We start from the raw sequence: 14,314 nt of genomic DNA on the forward strand, positions 1-14,314 counted from the left end.
CCTGCGATTCCACACCCGCATCCAGCCTTGTCGTGTTCCGGACCCGGCCGATTCCGTAGTCGCGCCTGACCCGGTCCTGTTCCGGGCTGGCCGATTCTGCAACCGCGCTCGGCCGGTCCTGTTCCGGACCAGGCGTGTTTCGTAGTCGCGCCTGATCCGGTCCTGTTCCGGGCCTGCTGATTCCGTAACCGCGCTTGACCTCCCGTTCTGGGCCTGCTGATTCCGCGGCTACGCCTGACCCGGTCGTGTTCCCGACCGGCTCATTCCGCAGCCGCCCCTGATCCGGTCCCGTTCGGGTCTGTCGATTCCGCACGCAGCCCGGTCCTGTTCCGGAAGACCTTCTTGCAATGCGATCGGCGTCTGCAGTCCCGATCGATCGATTCCGGCGGGGGGGGGGGGTATTTTTTCGGCCCCCGCGTCGGCGGCTGGATCAACCCGATCGCGGCGGCTGAATACGTGGAGCTCCTCCGGCCGGATCGATGTCCTGGTGCGGTGGGTCGGTAGCGAAAGTGCGGCGGACTCGCCCGGTCCACTGCGGCCGACTCGCAGGCAATCCACGGTTGTTGCGTCGCGGCGTCGGCGGCAGATGTGCAGTCGGTCGCCCGCTGCTGTTCCGGCGCACCCGTAGCGGTCACAGCGTCATGCCTCGGCGGTCAGTCGGCGAGCTGCATGGCTGATCTGCCCAAATTACGGCGGCCGAGCTGGCGCGGGCTCGGCGGCGGGGAAGGGGCGACACGGGTGCGGTTGTGGCGGCAGATTGCGGCTGCTGGTGATGCTCGAACCGCATAATGGCCGGATGTCAGCCACAACCGCCTCGTCGAACGGTCGGAACATCGCGCGCCGAATGGCCGCGCCGCTACGGTCGGCGCTGACCGAGCATCGCACGGTGGTGCTGGTCGGGCCGAGGCGATGTGGGAAGACGGTGCTGGTGTCGGCGTTGTCGCGGGAGCGGGGAGTGCCGTGCCGATCGCTGGATCAGCCCGCGACACGGCGAGCGGCGGCGTTCGACCCGGTCGAGTTCGTGGTGGGTGCGGATCCGGTGGTGATCGACGGGGTGCCGCAGGTGCCCGATCTGGCGGGTGCGGTGGCGAAGGCGGCCGCACACGGTTCGCGACCCGGACAGTTCCTGCTGACCGGATCGGTGCGGGCGCCGGGATTCGCTGATCTCCCGTCGGCGCAGCCCGGCGGCACCGCGGTGCTGGAACTCTGGCCGCTGTCCCAAGGCGAACTGGACGGGCGGCCGGACCGATTCGTGGACCGGATGTTCGCGGCGGGACCGCGACCTGATCACCGGAGCGCGGAGACGCGGGCGGGATATGTGGAAAGGCTTGTGCGAGGCGGATTTCCCGAGGCGGTGTCCAGAACGCCGCTGCGGCGCAGGCGTTTCCACGACGCCTATCTGACCGAGCTGCTCGATCGGGAGATCGGTCAGCTCGCCGAGATCGAGCGGATCGATGAAATGCGTGCACTGACAAGGCTGGTGGCATCGCGATCCGGTCAATTGCTGATGGCGGGCACGGTGGCCGGCGAGCTGGGGATCTCGCAGCGGACCGTGGCCCGGTATCTGACCCTGCTGGAGGATGCCTTCCTGCTCAGGCGAATTCCCGCCTGGACCCGGGACATCGGCACCCGGGCGGTGAGTGCCGCCAAGGTGGCCGTGGTGGATTCGGGGCTGGCCGCACATCTGGTGGGCCGCGGTGCGGCCGAATTGCGTTCCCTGGAAAGCCCGTTGGGGCCGCTGCTCGAGGGGTTCGCCGCCATGGAGATCGCCAGGCAGCTGACCTGGTCGGCGCCGGGGATCGAGATGTTCCACTACCGCACCCGGGATCAACTCGAGGTCGACATCGTGCTGGAGAACCCGCGGGGGCAGGTGGTGGCCGTCGACGTGAAGGCCGCTTCGACCGTGCGGGACGAGGACTTTCGCGGGCTGCGGCATCTCGCCGACCGGCTCGGCGCGGACCTCGTGGCCGGGATCGTGCTGCACACCGGGCCGCAGACCCTGACCTTCGGGTCGCGTCTGTGCGCCGTGCCGATCGCCGCGCTGTGGGAATCGTGAAATCCGCTCAGGCGCCGGGCAATCGGCGGCGGCCCGCGGCCAGATCGGCCACGAGTTCCTCGTAGGCGGCGGAGAGCTCCTCCAGATTGGTCCAGGCATCCCAGAGACTCCAATCGTCGGTGCGGGTCAGGGCGGTGAAGGCGACGGCGGTGTACTCGGCGATCCGGTCGACGACGGCGCCCATCGATTGTGGTGGCCGATCCGTGGTCGATGCGTGCGCGGGCGGCAGCCGGGCCCGCACCCACCGATCTATCCCCGTGACGAGTGCGGCCCGATTCTCGTCCGGCCCGTCCCGCCGTTGCGGTTCCAGCCGCGAAAGTTGTTCGTGCAGTGCGGTCAATTCGCATGCGGCCCGCAACAATGGATGATCGTCGTGTCCGCCGCCGCGACAAGCGCGCATGAGTTCGTGTTTCGAGGGCAGTTCGATCGGCCGCGTCATCCGGTCACCCGTCCGGATGATTCTCGCCATTCCCGGGCCAGCCGGCGCTCGATCTGGGCGACCGTCGGTCTGCCCTCGGCGCGGTGCCGGGGATGTCGATCCGGCAGATTTACGCCGGTCAGGACCAGGAACAGGGCGACGCACGCCACCCATGTCGCCGCCACCGCGAGTACGAACACCATGCGACTTCCCCCTTTATGCGACCCGAGCTCCGAAAGTTGTTGTCACTCTATAGCCTTTCCCGCTCCGGTCCACAAATCGATCGGTTATGTAAACTTCCGAACGGAATTTGTTGGGGCCGCTGAATATTCGATAAGAGGTGTGGCGGATAAGGGCTTTCGCGCAGCTATCCGGTGGATTCGAATGCGAGTACGGAAAAAATATGCGGCACGGGGTGCGGGAGTGCGAGAGGTCCTACTCCGGTTCCGGCGGCGCACCTATGCTCGGACCCATGGTGTTTCAGGCGATGGTGGCGCACGAGACGGACAGCGGTGTGACGTTGACCCGGGAGGAGGTGGGCGACGACTTCCTCGGTCCGGGAGAGGTGACGATCAAGGTGCACTTCTCCAGCGCCAACTTCAAGGATGGGCTGGCTGTCACCGCGGGCGGCGGGGTGGTGCGCAACTATCCGATCATCCCCGGCATCGACCTGACCGGTGAGGTGGTCGAGTCGGCCGATCCGCAGTTCGCCCCCGGCGACGCGGTGATCGCGCACGGCTACGAGATCGGCGTGAGCCACCACGGTGGATTCGCCGAATACGCCCGGGTACCGGCGGAATGGGTCGTGAAGCTCGACGGCGTGAGCACCCGGGAGGCCGCCGCGATCGGCACCGCCGGATTCACCGCCGCGATGAGCGTCCAGGCCCTGCTCGACCGCGGCCTGTCCCCCGGCGACGGCCCGGTGCTGGTCACGGGCGCGACGGGTGGCGTCGGCGCGGTCGCCGTCGACATCCTCGCCGGCCGCGGCTTCGAGGTGGTGGCCTCCACCGGCAAGGCCGATGTGGGCGAGTGGCTCGCCACGCTCGGCGCGAAATCGGTGATCGGCCGCCTCCCCGAGGATCCGGCCGCGAAGATCCGCCCGCTCGGCAAGGCCCAGTGGGCGGCAGCCGTCGACAGTGTCGGCGGCACCTCCCTGGCCTATGTACTCAGCACCGTGAAATACGGTGGCGCGGTTGCGGTCAGCGGCCTCACCGGCGGCACCGCCCTGCCCACCACGGTCATGCCGTTCATCCTGCGCGGCGTCTCACTGTTGGGCGTCGACTCGGTGAATTTCCCCATCGAGGATCGCCGCGCGCTGTGGGCCCGGCTCGGCGGCGACCTGAAACCACAACACCTTTCGGCCATCGAGCACTACGCCCCGGTGACCACCGCCGAAAAGGTGTTGCGGGACATCCATTCCGGCGGCCACTCGGGCCGTACGGTACTGGGGGTCGCGGGCGAATTCTGAATCGGGCCCGCCCGCAATCAGGCTCGCGCCGCCGCTGCCTCCTGCGCCCGCAGCGGACGCAGCACGGCGGTCAGCTTGTCCAGCTCGTCGAGCAGGGCATCGGCCGCTGCCGTGATCGGCTCGGTCGGCGTGAACATGCCGTTCTCGTCGCGCAATTGCCCCACGGCCGGGATGATCACGGTGTCCGGCGTCGGCCACATCTTCAGCGCGGTGGCGATGGGCTTGAGCGCCTGCGCCGCCCGCAGGCCACCGGACACCCCGCCGTAGCTGATGATGCCCAGCGGTTTGTACTGCCACTCGTGGAACAGATAGTCGATCGCGTTCTTGGTGGCGGCGTTCAGCGAGTAGTTGTACTCGGGGATCACGAAGGCGAAGGCGTCGGCCCGCGCGACGGTCGCGCTCCATTTCCTGGTGTGCTCGTGCAGATAGGTGCGCAGCCGCGGATGGTTCGGTTCGTCCAGCAACGGCAGCCCCACCTCGGCCAGATCGACGACCTCGACCTCGAAACGGCCGTCGGCGCGGGCCAGTTCGGCGAACCACCGCGCCACCGACGCGCCGACGCGTCCGGGACGGGTGCTGCCGATGACGATCTGCAGTACGGGCTTGGTCACGATGTACTCCTGTCTCGTTCCTGCCGAACAGCTCGGGCGTTCAACGGTTTTCCGGCGCCAGCACGATGTCGAACCGGGTCCGGGTCCAGGTCCGATCGCCGAGGTCCCGGCCGTCGGGTGTCGCGGTCCCGGCCGAGTGCCGGTCGAAGCTCCTGATCAGCGAGTCTTTCACGCCGAAGACGCTGTCGCCGATCGCCAACTGCGGATCGTCCGCCACGAAGATATGCGTCACCAGCGTGCGGAAGCCGGGAGCGGTCACCATGAAGTGCAGGTGCGCGGCGCGCACCGGCGATCGATCGGTCGCCGCCAGCAGCTCCCCGACCGGCCCGTCGTGCGGGACCGGATACGGCGTCGGCGTCAGTCCCCAGAACCGGTACCGCCCTTCGGAATCGGTCGACAGGTGCCCGCGACCGGCGAGCGCGCCGCCGGGATACTGGACGTCGTAATATCCGTCCGCGTCGGCCTCCCACACCTCGATCCGGGCCCCGGGAATCGGTGCGCCGTCGACGCCGGTGACGACGCCTTCCACCCAGCACGGTTCGCCGATCGCACCCCGGGCGATATCGCCGCCGAGCGGGATCTCGGGCGAACCGGCCACGAAGAACGGCCCGAATACGGTGGCCTCGGTGGCATTCCCGTTGGCCGGATTGGACACGGTGATCGTCTGCATCGATGCGCCGAGCACATCGGACAGCAGGATGAACTCCTGCCGCCGGTCGTCGGTGATGTGCCCGGCCCGGGTGAGGAAGTCGATCGCCGCCTCCCACTCCCCCTCGCCGAGCCGCACCTCGCGCACGAACGCGTGCAGATGCCGCGTCAGCGCCTGCATCAACATCCGCAACCGTGGATCGGCGGCGCCGGCGAAGGAGGCGACCACCCGATCGGTCAGGGTCTGCTCCCGGATGGCCTGTTCCACCTCGGCCGGCACCGCCGGATTCGATCCGGTGCGGGCGGCGGTCAGCAGCGTGGTCAGATTCGCCGTGGTCACCGGCACCGGATTCGACGGCGGCGCCACCGCCAGCACCTGCGGCACGGCGGCCACGACATCCGTTGCGGTGAAACCGGATTCGGCGAGTGCGGTCGGCGCACCCGTCGCCCGGTACAGCTCGGCGAGCGCGCCGATCGCCGCGGCCGGACCCGCCGCGGGCACGACCGGCGGATGCCCGAGGGCCGTGGCCAGCCGACCGGCCAGATCCGGGACCGCCGGCGCGTTGAACGCGAGTACGTGTGGCAGCACCACGGCATGGGTGCGGGCATGCGGCAGATCGAAGGCCCCGCCCAGCACATGGCAGATCTTGTGATGCAGCCCCGAACCCGCCGAGGCGAAGGCGACCGCCGCCAGATAGCAGCCGTACAACGCCCGTTCCCGCGCGGCGCCGTCGCCCGGATCGGCCACGATGCCGCGCAGCGCGGTGGCCAGCGCTCGCGCCCCCTCCAGCGCCATCGCCCGGTTGATCGGATCGGCCCGCGGCGCCCACAGCGCGTCCACGCAGTGCGCCAGCGCGTTCAGCCCGCTGGTCACCGCGAGTTCGACCGGCATCGAGAGGGACAGCTCCGCGTCGTAGACGACCGCGACCGGCAGTACCGCCCGATCGGATCCGGTCCGTTTCCCGTCCGCATCGGTCAGTCCCCACACATCGGTGGCCTCCGACCCGGCATAGGTGGTCGGCACGGCGACGATCGGCAACCCGCTGGTCAGCGCGACCGCCTTCGCCAGTCCGACCGCCGACCCGCCACCCACGGCCACCAGCACGTCGACCCCCGCCGCCGTCGCGGCCGCCCGCGCGCGCTCGGCATTGTCCACCGGCACATGCTGCCGGACCTCGGTCCAGCGCAACGCCACCGGAACAACCGCCGCCAGCCGATCGACGTTCACCCGGTCCCGGGTCGACGCGATCAGCATCACCCGCTCGGCGCCGAGCCGAGCCACCTCGGCCCGCAGCAACTCCGCCGCCCGCCCGTGCCCGAACCCGGCCCGCTGCCCCAGCGTCTCGTGCGTGAACGTGATGCCGGAATCGGCAGCCGCACTGTGCGGTGACACGGACGATTCGGTCATGGTCGGCGCCTTTCACGGAACGGATCTGATCGGGCTCGGCGGCACACGGCCGCGCACCCGACGAGCATCCCACCGAACCCGGCCCGGCCACTCCCCACGCCGCCGGTCGACACCGGACGAATCAGTTCCGATCCGACGCGGAGGCCCACGCCCAGTCGGTGTACCGCCAACTCCCGGTGCCGCGAGTGCGGAACAACTCGTTGCGGGCGACGCCCCCGGTGCCGTCGAGATGCCAGAGTTCACCCCACATCCGGCCGGTGGTCAGTACCTCGGTTGCAGCGCGGTGCGCGTTCGGCGTCGACCTCCCGCAGGCCACGCGGCGTTGCCACCCTCGGCGATTTCCCACCGGCCGTACTGGATTCGCTGCTCAAGGATATCGGCAATGTCTGGCGGCGCATGGGCCTCGGCAGCGGCCTGGTGCTCGCCGCGGCGGGCCGGGAGCCGCTGGCGGTCCGGGACGATTCCGTGCCGGGCACCACCCGTGCCGGGCACCACCCGTGCCGGGCACCACCCGCGGCGGGCACCATCCGCGGCGGCCCGGGAGCCGCTGGCGGTCGGGGACGATTCCGCGCCGGACACCACCGTCTCCGGTTCGCTGGCCGCGGTGGTCCGCAGGCCGCAGGCCGTGGGCCGTGGGCCGTGGGCCGCGGTGCGGTCGGCGCCCGGATCGAGGGCTCGCGGACCACCTCGCCACCCTAGCCGTGAGCCACCGCGCAGTCTGTTGCGGCTCAGGCGAATTCGTCGCGGTGCGCGCGAACCCAATCGGCGAAACTCCGCGCCGGCCGGCCGGTCACCTCCTCCACCGTCGGATGCACGATCGAGGTGAACGATTCCAGCGCGGTGGCCCGCAACGCCATGATGGCATCGGCCATCTCGGCGTCGACCCCGAAACCCAGCAGGGCGGCCCGCGCCTGCTCCGGTGAGGTCTCCTCGTACCGCAGCGGTCGGCCGAGAACCTCGGCGAGGATCTCGGTCTGCTCCCCCGGTGACAGGGCCTGCGGCCCGCTCAATGTGTAGGTGTGCCCCACATGCCCCGGTTCGATCAGCGCATGTCGCGCCACCGCCGCGATATCCACCGGATCCACCACCGCGATGCGACCCTGCCCGTACGGCGCGGACACGGTGTCACGACGGCGGATCGACGGCGCCCAGTGCAGCGCGTTGGTCATGAAACCCAAGGGCCGCACCATCGTCCACGCCACCCCACTGTCGCGCACGGCCTGTTCCCCGGCCCGGTGCCAGGCCGGGATCGGGTCGTCCGCGGCGGGATCCCCGGTCCGGCCGGAGGACAACTTGACGATCCGGCCGACTCCCGCCGCCGCGGCCGCCTTCCCGACGTTGGCGTCGTGCCGCGGCAGATCGGGTCCTGTCGACAGGAGGAAGACGGCGTCGACGCCGTCCAAGGCGGGAGTGAGGCTGTCCGGATCGTCGAGATCCGCCCGCACCACCGGCACTCCGGCCGGTAGCCCGGCGGCATCCGGCCGGCGGGTGGCGGCGCGCACCGGCACCCCGGCCTCGAGCAGTTGATCGACCAGCACCCGTCCGACGGTTCCGGTCGCACCCGTCACGAGAATCATGATTGTCCTTTCACCCGGCCACGGAGAGTTCCGCGACCTGCTGACCAGGGTGCGAGCGTCGGCCCATCCGGATCCATCACGAGCGCCGATTTTGCCGATACTTTCCGCGCGATCGGCGATATCGGAGAATGAGTTTCATGCTGGACGAGACGGATCGCGGTCTGATCCACGCGCTGCACATCGACGGCCGGGCCCCCTTCAACCGGATCGGCGAGGTACTCGGGGTGTCGACTCAGACCGTCGCCAGGCGCTACCGCCGCCTGCGGGCTGAGGCCGGTCTGCGCGTCGTGGGCCTGCCCGACCCCGATCGGCCGGGCACGGCCCAGTGGCTGCTGCGCCTGACCTCCACACCCGCCGCCGCGCAACGGCTGGCCCACGCATTGTCGCGGCGACCCGAGACCTCGTGGGTGATGCTGACCTCCGGCGGCACCGAGGTATTCCTGATCGTCGACGCACCCGGCCCCGACACCCCCGCCCTGCTGCTGCACGATCTGCCGCGCACCTCGGCGATCACCGGCATCTCCGCCCACTACGTCCTGCACACCTACCTCGGCAACGCCACCGCCTGGCCCGGCCGTCTCCGCCAACTCACATCCGAACAGCAGCAACGACTTTCGGCGGGAGGCGACCTGTCGGCCACCGCAACGGCCCCTCCCGGACGATCCGGCCCCGACGGCGTTTCGGCAAGCTCCGACGGCAGATCCGTCATCGAGCCCGACCGATCCGGGGTGAAGCCCGACGATGCCGCCCTGTTCGCGGCGTTGCGCGGCGACGGGCGCGCGACGCTCGCCGACCTGTCCGCCGTGACGGGCTGGTCGGCGTCGACCGTGGCACGCCGCATGTCGGAGTTGCGTACTTGTGGCGCACTGTATTTCGACGTCGAACTCGACGATCGCTGTTTCGGCGTCAACACCCGGGCCCTGCTCTGGGCCGCGGTGGTCCCGGGCCGCCTGGACGAGGTCGGCCACACGCTGTCGCAGCACCCGGAACTGGCCTTCGTCGCCGCCACCACCGGCCGCACCAATCTGGTCGCCGAGGCGTTGTGCTCCGATCCGGCGGAACTGCACACCTATCTCACCCATCGCCTGGGTGCCCTCGACGCGATCCACACCCTGGAGACCACGCCGGTACTCGCGACGATCAAGGCGACCACGCAGCCGGACCTTCCCGCAGTTGCACGGAGACGATGACCTGGTTTTGGACTGATGTATCCAAAACTTGGTAGGGTGACGGCATGGCGCGACCGAAGCAGTTCGACGAGGAGGGTGCCGTCGAGGCGGCGATGCGAGCGTTCTGGATCGCCGGCTACGACGGGGTGTCGACGCAAGAGCTGTGCCGGGCAACGGGTTTGGGCCGCAGCAGTATCTACAACACCTTCCGCAGCAAGCGGGACCTCTTCGAGCGGGCGCTGCGGCGCTACATGGCGGACAAGAACAGTGACACCTTCGCGCTGCTCGACGGCCCCGGCTCCGCGCGGGAGAAGCTCCGGATGTTGCTGTACGCGGTGGTCGACGCACCGGACGGCGATCCGCTCGGCTGTCTGGTCGTCAACGCCACTGTCGAACTGGGACAGCGCGATCCGGAGACAGCGCAGTTGTTGCAAGCCGATCTGCAACGCCGTCTCACCGCGCTGTCCACCACCGTCGCGGCGGGACAGCGCACCGGTGAGATCGCCTCCGGCCGCGATCCGATGGACATCGCGCACTTCGTGGTCGCCACGATCGGCGGCATGCGGGTCGCGGCCCGCGGCGGCGCCGAACGCGCCACGCTGGCGGCGATCGCCGACGTAGCGCTGGCCGCCCTCTGACCCTCGGGTAGCCGAAAAGCGCGGCACCGCACCCGGTTTCGCTGCCCCGATTTTGGACTGATCAATACAAAACAGGAGGTATGCGATGCCCGTGGCCGTCTACGTACTGGGCGCGGCGATCTTCGCCCAGGGCACCTCGGAACTCATGCTCGCCGGACTGCTCACCACGATCGCGGGCGATCTCGGCGTCACCGTACCCCGAGCGGGCCTGCTGATCTCCGCCTTCGCGATCGGAATGCTGTTCGGCGCACCAATTCTCGCGATCGCCACGGCCCGCTGGTCCCGGCGGTCCGCGTTGCTCACCTTCCTGGCGATCTTCGCCGCCGCGCATATCGTTGCGGCCCTGACCGATTCGTATGCGGTGCTGTTCGCCACCCGCATGGTGGCCGCCTTCGTGTACGCCGGGTTCTGGTCGGTGGCAGCTGCCACCGCGGTGCACGCGGTCCCCGCGACGGCGCGCGGCCGGGCGATGAGCATCGTGGCCGGCGGCCTCACCCTCGCCACCGTCGTCGGCCTGCCACTGGGCACCTGGGCCGGTCAGCTGTGGGGCTGGCGGTCCGCGTTCTGGGCGGTGACGCTGCTGTCGGCGCTCGCCGCACTCGGCGTACTGATCGCGGTACCCGAGGGCCGCCCCACCACCGTGCCACGCGTGCGCACCGAATTGCGTGCCCTGGCAACGGGTCCGGTGCTCCGGCTCTACCTCACCACCATGCTCGCCACCGGCGCCGGCCTGGCCGTCTTCGGTTACCTCGGCGCCCTCCTCACGACGACGACCGGACTGTCCGCGGCCTGGGTCCCCGTGGTGCTGGCCGGTTACGGCGCCGGCATGTTCGCCGGTGTCGTCCTCGGCGGCCGATTCGCCGATGCTCACCCCCTGCGCACCCTCGCGATCGGCATCACCGGCCTGACCCTGACCGTCGTACTCCTCGCACTGACCGCCCGGTACGCGATCGTGGTGATCCCCGCCGTGATCCTGTTCGGCATCGCCGGTTTCGTCACCAACCCGGTCCTGAACAGCCGGGTGTTCACCCTGGCCCCCGCGGCCGCCACACTGGGCGCCGCCGGAAATGTGGCCGCCTTCAACGTCGGTATCACCGTCGGACCCTGGCTCGGCGGGCTGGCCCTCGGCGCGGGCCTCGGCTACCCGTCCGTTGCATGGATCGCCGCCGCCCTGGGCGCCGCCGCACTCACGACGGTCGGCTGGTCCCGGCTGTCCGACGCCGGGCCGGGGGAGTGCCCGACCGGTCGTGAGCCGGCAGTCGCGAGCTTGAACCCGACGTAACGTCAGGTCCTAGCGTGGGCGGTGCACATCGAAGGAGGCGTCGGATGTCCGAACGTGAATGGCGGGTGGGCGAATTGGCCCGGGAATCCGGCGTGACGGTGCGGACGCTGCACCACTACGACCGCCTCGGCCTGCTGGTGCCGTCGTCCCGGACATCGGGCGGCCACCGCTGCTACACCCGGGCCGACGTCCGGCTGCTGCACCGCATCGTCGCCCTGCGCGGCTTCGGTTTCTCGCTCGACGACATCGCCGCCGTCCTGCGCGCCGAACCCGACCAGGACCCGCGGGAACTGGTCCGGCAGCAACTCGCCCTGATCGGCGAACGCATCACCCGGGCCACCCTGCTGCGGCAGCGCCTCCTCGATGTGCTCGGCGGTCTCGATCGTGCGGTCGAGCCGTCGACATCGGAATTCCTACGCCTGATCGAGGAGACGATCGCAGTGAATCAGCCTTTGACCCCTGAGGAATTCGCCCGCCTGACCGCGCGGCGCACCGAATACCTCCGGCAGTTGCGCCCGGAAGAACTTGCGGCACTGTCGGAACGGCGAGCGGCGGCCGCCGCCGCGATGAGTCCCGCCGACCGCGAACGACTGCGCGCCGAACGCGCCCGAATGATGCCGCCCGGCTTCGGGATCGCGGATCCGGGCAGTACCGGGTCCTGACACCGGACATCGGCCGGGTTGCCCCAACCCGGCCGATAACCTGGTTCGGACCGACCCGGACCGAGGCGGAGGCAGATGAGCGAGACCGATCCGCACATCCACGTCGAGCGAAAGGTGCCGGCGGCCGGGCCCACCACCCGCAACCTGATCTCATCGATGCTCGGCCGGGTGCCCGATGCGCCGAGCGTCGTCGTCACCGGCTGCGGCGTCCGGGCCCCCTACGCGATGACCTCGCCACACCCGGAAAGCGTCACCTGCCTCGCCTGCCGGGAACACGCTCATCGGGAATACCTCCGCTTCGCCGAGCAGATCGAGCGACTGGGCCGCGGCCCGATGCCCGGCGTGAACCTCACCGCCGACCAGGTGGCCGCCGCGGTGGCACGGCTGCGAGACATCGCGAAGAAGTTCGCCGGCTGAGGGAATCGTCGAAGTCGGCTGGCGGCGTGGCGGTGGCGACCGCTCTACGCCCGAGCCGCCCGGCGACTGCTCGCCCTGGCCGCCGTGATCCGGCACAACGCAAACATCGGCGCACCCGTCGAACGATCCCTCAACGCCGACGACCATTGGAGTCGCTTGTCCAGCTGGGTGCGCAACGTCGAGTTGTGCGTGATTTGGGCGAATCATGCGCATGCGATCTCCAGGTTGCGAAGCCGGTCCGGTTCGGCGATGACGTCGATGTCGGCAATCAGATCGCCCGCGAACGTGAAGACGAGCACCACCGACAGCCGCCCGTAGGGGGCCATCACCAAGCCCACCTTGCCGTCGACCAGCGCGGTCTCGGTGAACAGCGCCCGCTGCATCGACGCCAACGCGGCCTTGGCGACTGTGGCGCCACCACGGATCATGACGGAGACCGGGGTGGGGCCGACCGCCGGATCGGCGCGCAACACGACATTCGGATCGAGCAGCGCGACCAGTGCCTCGAAGTCGCCACTGCGACAGGCGGACAGGTAGGCGTCGACGGCATTGCGGCGGCGGGGTAGATCGGCGGGATCGGCGATCGGGGTGACTCCTTTCACCCGGCGACGGGCGCGACTGGCGAGTTGGCGGGTCGCGGCTGCCGTGCGCTCGATCATCGGGCCGATGTCATCGAAGGGCATGGCGAACATGTCGTGGAGGACAAAGGCAATGCGCTCGGCGGGGGTCAGCGTGTCGAGCACTACCAGCAGGGCCAGGCCGACGGACTCGGCGAGCATTGCCTCCTGCTCCGGATCGGCGGCTTCGGCGGGAGCCAGCTCGCGAGCGGGCTCGTCCAGCGGCTCCTCGCGGCGAGTCTCGCGGGACCGCAACATGTTCAGACAGACCCTGGCCACCACGGTGGTCAGCCAGCCCGCGAGATTGTCGATTTCCGCGGAGTCGGTGCGGTGGTACCGCAGCCACGTCTCCTGAACCGCGTCGTCGGCCTCGCTCATCGAGCCGAGCATGCGGTAGGCCACCGCGCGCAGATGTGGCCGCTGTTCCTCGAAACCCACCGTTGTCACATTCCTTCCATACGGGGGGTCATAACAGTAAGGCAATAGGCGATACGAACATCGGAGACAGTCATGAGCGCAACTATCCTGATCACCGGCGGTACCGGCGTCCTGGGCAGCCGGGTGGTGCCGCTGCTGCAGGACAAGGGCTACGCGCTGCGGGTACTCAGCCGGCACACCCGCGACAGCACCGACGGCGTCGAATACGTGGCTTGCGACTTGTTGAAAGACGAAGGCATCGACCGTGCGGTGGCCGGCGTCGAGATCATCCTGCACTTGGCGGGCAGCACCAAGGGCGACGACGTCGCCACCCGGAACCTGGTCGCGGCCGCGCAACGAGCCGGCGTGCGGCACATGGTGTACATCTCCGTCATCGGCGCGGACAAGGTCCCGCTGGCCTGGTTCAGGTCCAAGCGCGGCGCGGAGCAGGCAATCGTCGACTCCGGTATCGAGTGGACCATCCTGCGCGCCGCCCAGTTCCACGAACTCACCCTGAAGACCATCGCCATGATGGCCAAGATGCCCATCGTCCCCGCCCCCGGCGTGCGCATGCAGCCCGTCGACTCCGGCGACGTCGCCGCGCGTATTGCCGAACTCACCCTCGCCGCGCCGGCCGGACTGGTCGCCGACATCGCCGGTCCGACCGAATACGCCATGGCCGACCTCATTCGCGGCTACCTGCACGCCACCGGCAAGCGTCGCCCGATCCTGTCCTTCGGCATGCCCGGCAAAGCAGGCAAGGCCTACCGCGCCGGCGACAATCTCGCACTCGCCGACGCCACCATCGGCCATGGCACGTGGGAAGACTTCCTCGCCACCCACTGAAGGCCCAGACGAACAGGTCGTCGACCGTCGGATGAACAGGTCACCGATCGCGGTGGCGGTGACCGGCCGGTCGAGCCGGA

General features: G+C 69.7%; 15 protein-coding genes and 1 pseudogene. 9 read left to right on the forward strand and 7 right to left on the reverse strand.

Annotated features, from left to right (window positions below):
* Positions 1-796 precede the first annotated feature (796 nt).
* Positions 797-2,056, forward strand: a complete 1,260-nt coding sequence (locus G361_RS0136380; RefSeq protein ID WP_063711927.1) for an ATP-binding protein — start codon at positions 797-799, stop codon at positions 2,054-2,056.
* Positions 2,057-2,063: 7 nt separating this feature from the next.
* Here the strand turns inward: G361_RS0136380 and G361_RS0136385 are convergent, their stop codons facing one another.
* Together G361_RS0136385 and G361_RS0136390 are read right to left on the reverse strand one after the other, a co-directional pair.
* A complete protein-coding gene (locus tag G361_RS0136385) occupies positions 2,064-2,495 on the reverse strand; it encodes a hypothetical protein (protein WP_019932075.1) in 432 nt (143 codons plus the stop codon).
* On the reverse strand, positions 2,492-2,677 hold the full coding sequence (locus tag G361_RS0136390; protein WP_019932076.1) for a hypothetical protein: 186 nt from the start codon (positions 2,675-2,677) through the stop codon (positions 2,492-2,494). The genes G361_RS0136385 and G361_RS0136390 overlap by 4 nt, the downstream gene beginning before the upstream one ends.
* 269 nt (positions 2,678-2,946) lie before the next feature.
* Here G361_RS0136390 and G361_RS0136395 point away from each other — a divergent pair, with 269 nt between their 5' ends.
* Positions 2,947-3,942, forward strand: coding sequence for an oxidoreductase (locus tag G361_RS0136395; protein ID WP_019932077.1), 996 nt, complete (start codon positions 2,947-2,949; stop codon positions 3,940-3,942).
* Between the two features lie 17 nt (positions 3,943-3,959).
* On the opposite strand, the gene G361_RS0136400 is transcribed toward G361_RS0136395, so the two are convergent.
* The 3 genes and pseudogenes from G361_RS0136400 to G361_RS51315 form a co-directional block, all read right to left on the reverse strand.
* Complete coding sequence (locus G361_RS0136400) at positions 3,960-4,553, reverse strand: NADPH-dependent FMN reductase (RefSeq protein ID WP_019932078.1); 594 nt, start codon at positions 4,551-4,553, stop codon at positions 3,960-3,962.
* A 40-nt stretch (positions 4,554-4,593) separates the two neighbouring features.
* A complete protein-coding gene (locus G361_RS51985) occupies positions 4,594-6,609 on the reverse strand; it encodes an iron-containing alcohol dehydrogenase (protein ID WP_019932079.1) in 2,016 nt (671 codons plus the stop codon).
* Between the two features lie 121 nt (positions 6,610-6,730).
* Positions 6,731-6,977: pseudogene (locus G361_RS51315) on the reverse strand (3-hydroxybenzoate 6-hydroxylase); the annotation flags it as partial.
* On the opposite strand from G361_RS51315, the gene G361_RS0136415 reads away from it, so the two are divergent.
* On the forward strand, positions 6,883-7,308 hold the full coding sequence (locus tag G361_RS0136415; protein WP_019932081.1) for a hypothetical protein: 426 nt from the start codon (positions 6,883-6,885) through the stop codon (positions 7,306-7,308). The pseudogene G361_RS51315 and the gene G361_RS0136415 sit on opposite strands and share 95 nt — an antisense overlap.
* A 29-nt stretch (positions 7,309-7,337) precedes the next feature.
* Here the strand turns inward: G361_RS0136415 and G361_RS0136420 are convergent, their stop codons facing one another.
* A complete protein-coding gene (locus tag G361_RS0136420; protein WP_019932082.1) occupies positions 7,338-8,186 on the reverse strand; it encodes an SDR family oxidoreductase in 849 nt (282 codons plus the stop codon).
* A 137-nt stretch (positions 8,187-8,323) separates the two neighbouring features.
* On the opposite strand from G361_RS0136420, the gene G361_RS0136425 reads away from it, so the two are divergent.
* The 5 genes from G361_RS0136425 (at position 8,324) to G361_RS0136445 (ending at position 12,354) form a co-directional block, all read left to right on the forward strand.
* The gene (locus G361_RS0136425; RefSeq protein ID WP_036496456.1) at positions 8,324-9,376 is read left to right on the forward strand and encodes an Lrp/AsnC family transcriptional regulator; all 1,053 of its coding nucleotides are present in this window, start codon (positions 8,324-8,326) and stop codon (positions 9,374-9,376) included.
* 44 nt (positions 9,377-9,420) lie between these two features.
* Complete coding sequence (locus G361_RS0136430; protein ID WP_019932084.1) at positions 9,421-9,993, forward strand: TetR/AcrR family transcriptional regulator; 573 nt, start codon at positions 9,421-9,423, stop codon at positions 9,991-9,993.
* 85 nt (positions 9,994-10,078) lie between these two features.
* Positions 10,079-11,275 (forward strand): Cmx/CmrA family chloramphenicol efflux MFS transporter, encoded by a 1,197-nt coding sequence (locus G361_RS0136435; RefSeq protein ID WP_019932085.1) that lies wholly within the window; start codon positions 10,079-10,081, stop codon positions 11,273-11,275.
* A gap of 44 nt (positions 11,276-11,319) precedes the next feature.
* Positions 11,320-11,937, forward strand: coding sequence for a MerR family transcriptional regulator (locus G361_RS0136440; protein WP_019932086.1), 618 nt, complete (start codon positions 11,320-11,322; stop codon positions 11,935-11,937).
* 75 nt (positions 11,938-12,012) lie between these two features.
* On the forward strand, positions 12,013-12,354 hold the full coding sequence (locus tag G361_RS0136445; RefSeq protein WP_019932087.1) for a hypothetical protein: 342 nt from the start codon (positions 12,013-12,015) through the stop codon (positions 12,352-12,354).
* 203 nt (positions 12,355-12,557) lie between these two features.
* Here the strand turns inward: G361_RS0136445 and G361_RS0136450 are convergent, their stop codons facing one another.
* Positions 12,558-13,409: a sigma-70 family RNA polymerase sigma factor gene (locus tag G361_RS0136450; protein WP_019932088.1), complete on the reverse strand. Its 852-nt coding sequence runs from the start codon at positions 13,407-13,409 to the stop codon at positions 12,558-12,560.
* A 72-nt stretch (positions 13,410-13,481) separates the two neighbouring features.
* Between G361_RS0136450 and G361_RS0136455 the strand changes: the two genes are divergently transcribed.
* The gene (locus G361_RS0136455; RefSeq protein WP_019932089.1) at positions 13,482-14,234 is read left to right on the forward strand and encodes an SDR family oxidoreductase; all 753 of its coding nucleotides are present in this window, start codon (positions 13,482-13,484) and stop codon (positions 14,232-14,234) included.
* Positions 14,235-14,314 lie beyond the last annotated feature (80 nt).

The organism is Nocardia sp. BMG111209 (assembly GCF_000381925.1).
Classification (GTDB): domain Bacteria; phylum Actinomycetota; class Actinomycetes; order Mycobacteriales; family Mycobacteriaceae; genus Nocardia.

What these genes read in the sequence shown, in the direction of transcription:
- G361_RS0136380 (WP_063711927.1), top strand. Translation starts at nt 797, where the DNA reads ATGTCAGCCACAACCGCCTCGTCGAACGGTCGGAACATCGCGCGCCGA.
- G361_RS0136385 (WP_019932075.1), bottom strand. Translation starts at nt 2,495, where the DNA reads ATGACGCGGCCGATCGAACTGCCCTCGAAACACGAACTCATGCGCGCT.
- G361_RS0136390 (WP_019932076.1), bottom strand. Translation starts at nt 2,677, where the DNA reads ATGGTGTTCGTACTCGCGGTGGCGGCGACATGGGTGGCGTGCGTCGCC.
- G361_RS0136395 (WP_019932077.1), top strand. Translation starts at nt 2,947, where the DNA reads ATGGTGTTTCAGGCGATGGTGGCGCACGAGACGGACAGCGGTGTGACG.
- G361_RS51985 (WP_019932079.1), bottom strand. Translation starts at nt 6,609, where the DNA reads ATGACCGAATCGTCCGTGTCACCGCACAGTGCGGCTGCCGATTCCGGC.
- G361_RS0136420 (WP_019932082.1), bottom strand. Translation starts at nt 8,186, where the DNA reads ATGATTCTCGTGACGGGTGCGACCGGAACCGTCGGACGGGTGCTGGTC.
- G361_RS0136425 (WP_036496456.1), top strand. Translation starts at nt 8,324, where the DNA reads ATGCTGGACGAGACGGATCGCGGTCTGATCCACGCGCTGCACATCGAC.
- G361_RS0136430 (WP_019932084.1), top strand. Translation starts at nt 9,421, where the DNA reads ATGGCGCGACCGAAGCAGTTCGACGAGGAGGGTGCCGTCGAGGCGGCG.
- G361_RS0136435 (WP_019932085.1), top strand. Translation starts at nt 10,079, where the DNA reads ATGCCCGTGGCCGTCTACGTACTGGGCGCGGCGATCTTCGCCCAGGGC.
- G361_RS0136440 (WP_019932086.1), top strand. Translation starts at nt 11,320, where the DNA reads ATGTCCGAACGTGAATGGCGGGTGGGCGAATTGGCCCGGGAATCCGGC.
- G361_RS0136445 (WP_019932087.1), top strand. Translation starts at nt 12,013, where the DNA reads ATGAGCGAGACCGATCCGCACATCCACGTCGAGCGAAAGGTGCCGGCG.
- G361_RS0136455 (WP_019932089.1), top strand. Translation starts at nt 13,482, where the DNA reads ATGAGCGCAACTATCCTGATCACCGGCGGTACCGGCGTCCTGGGCAGC.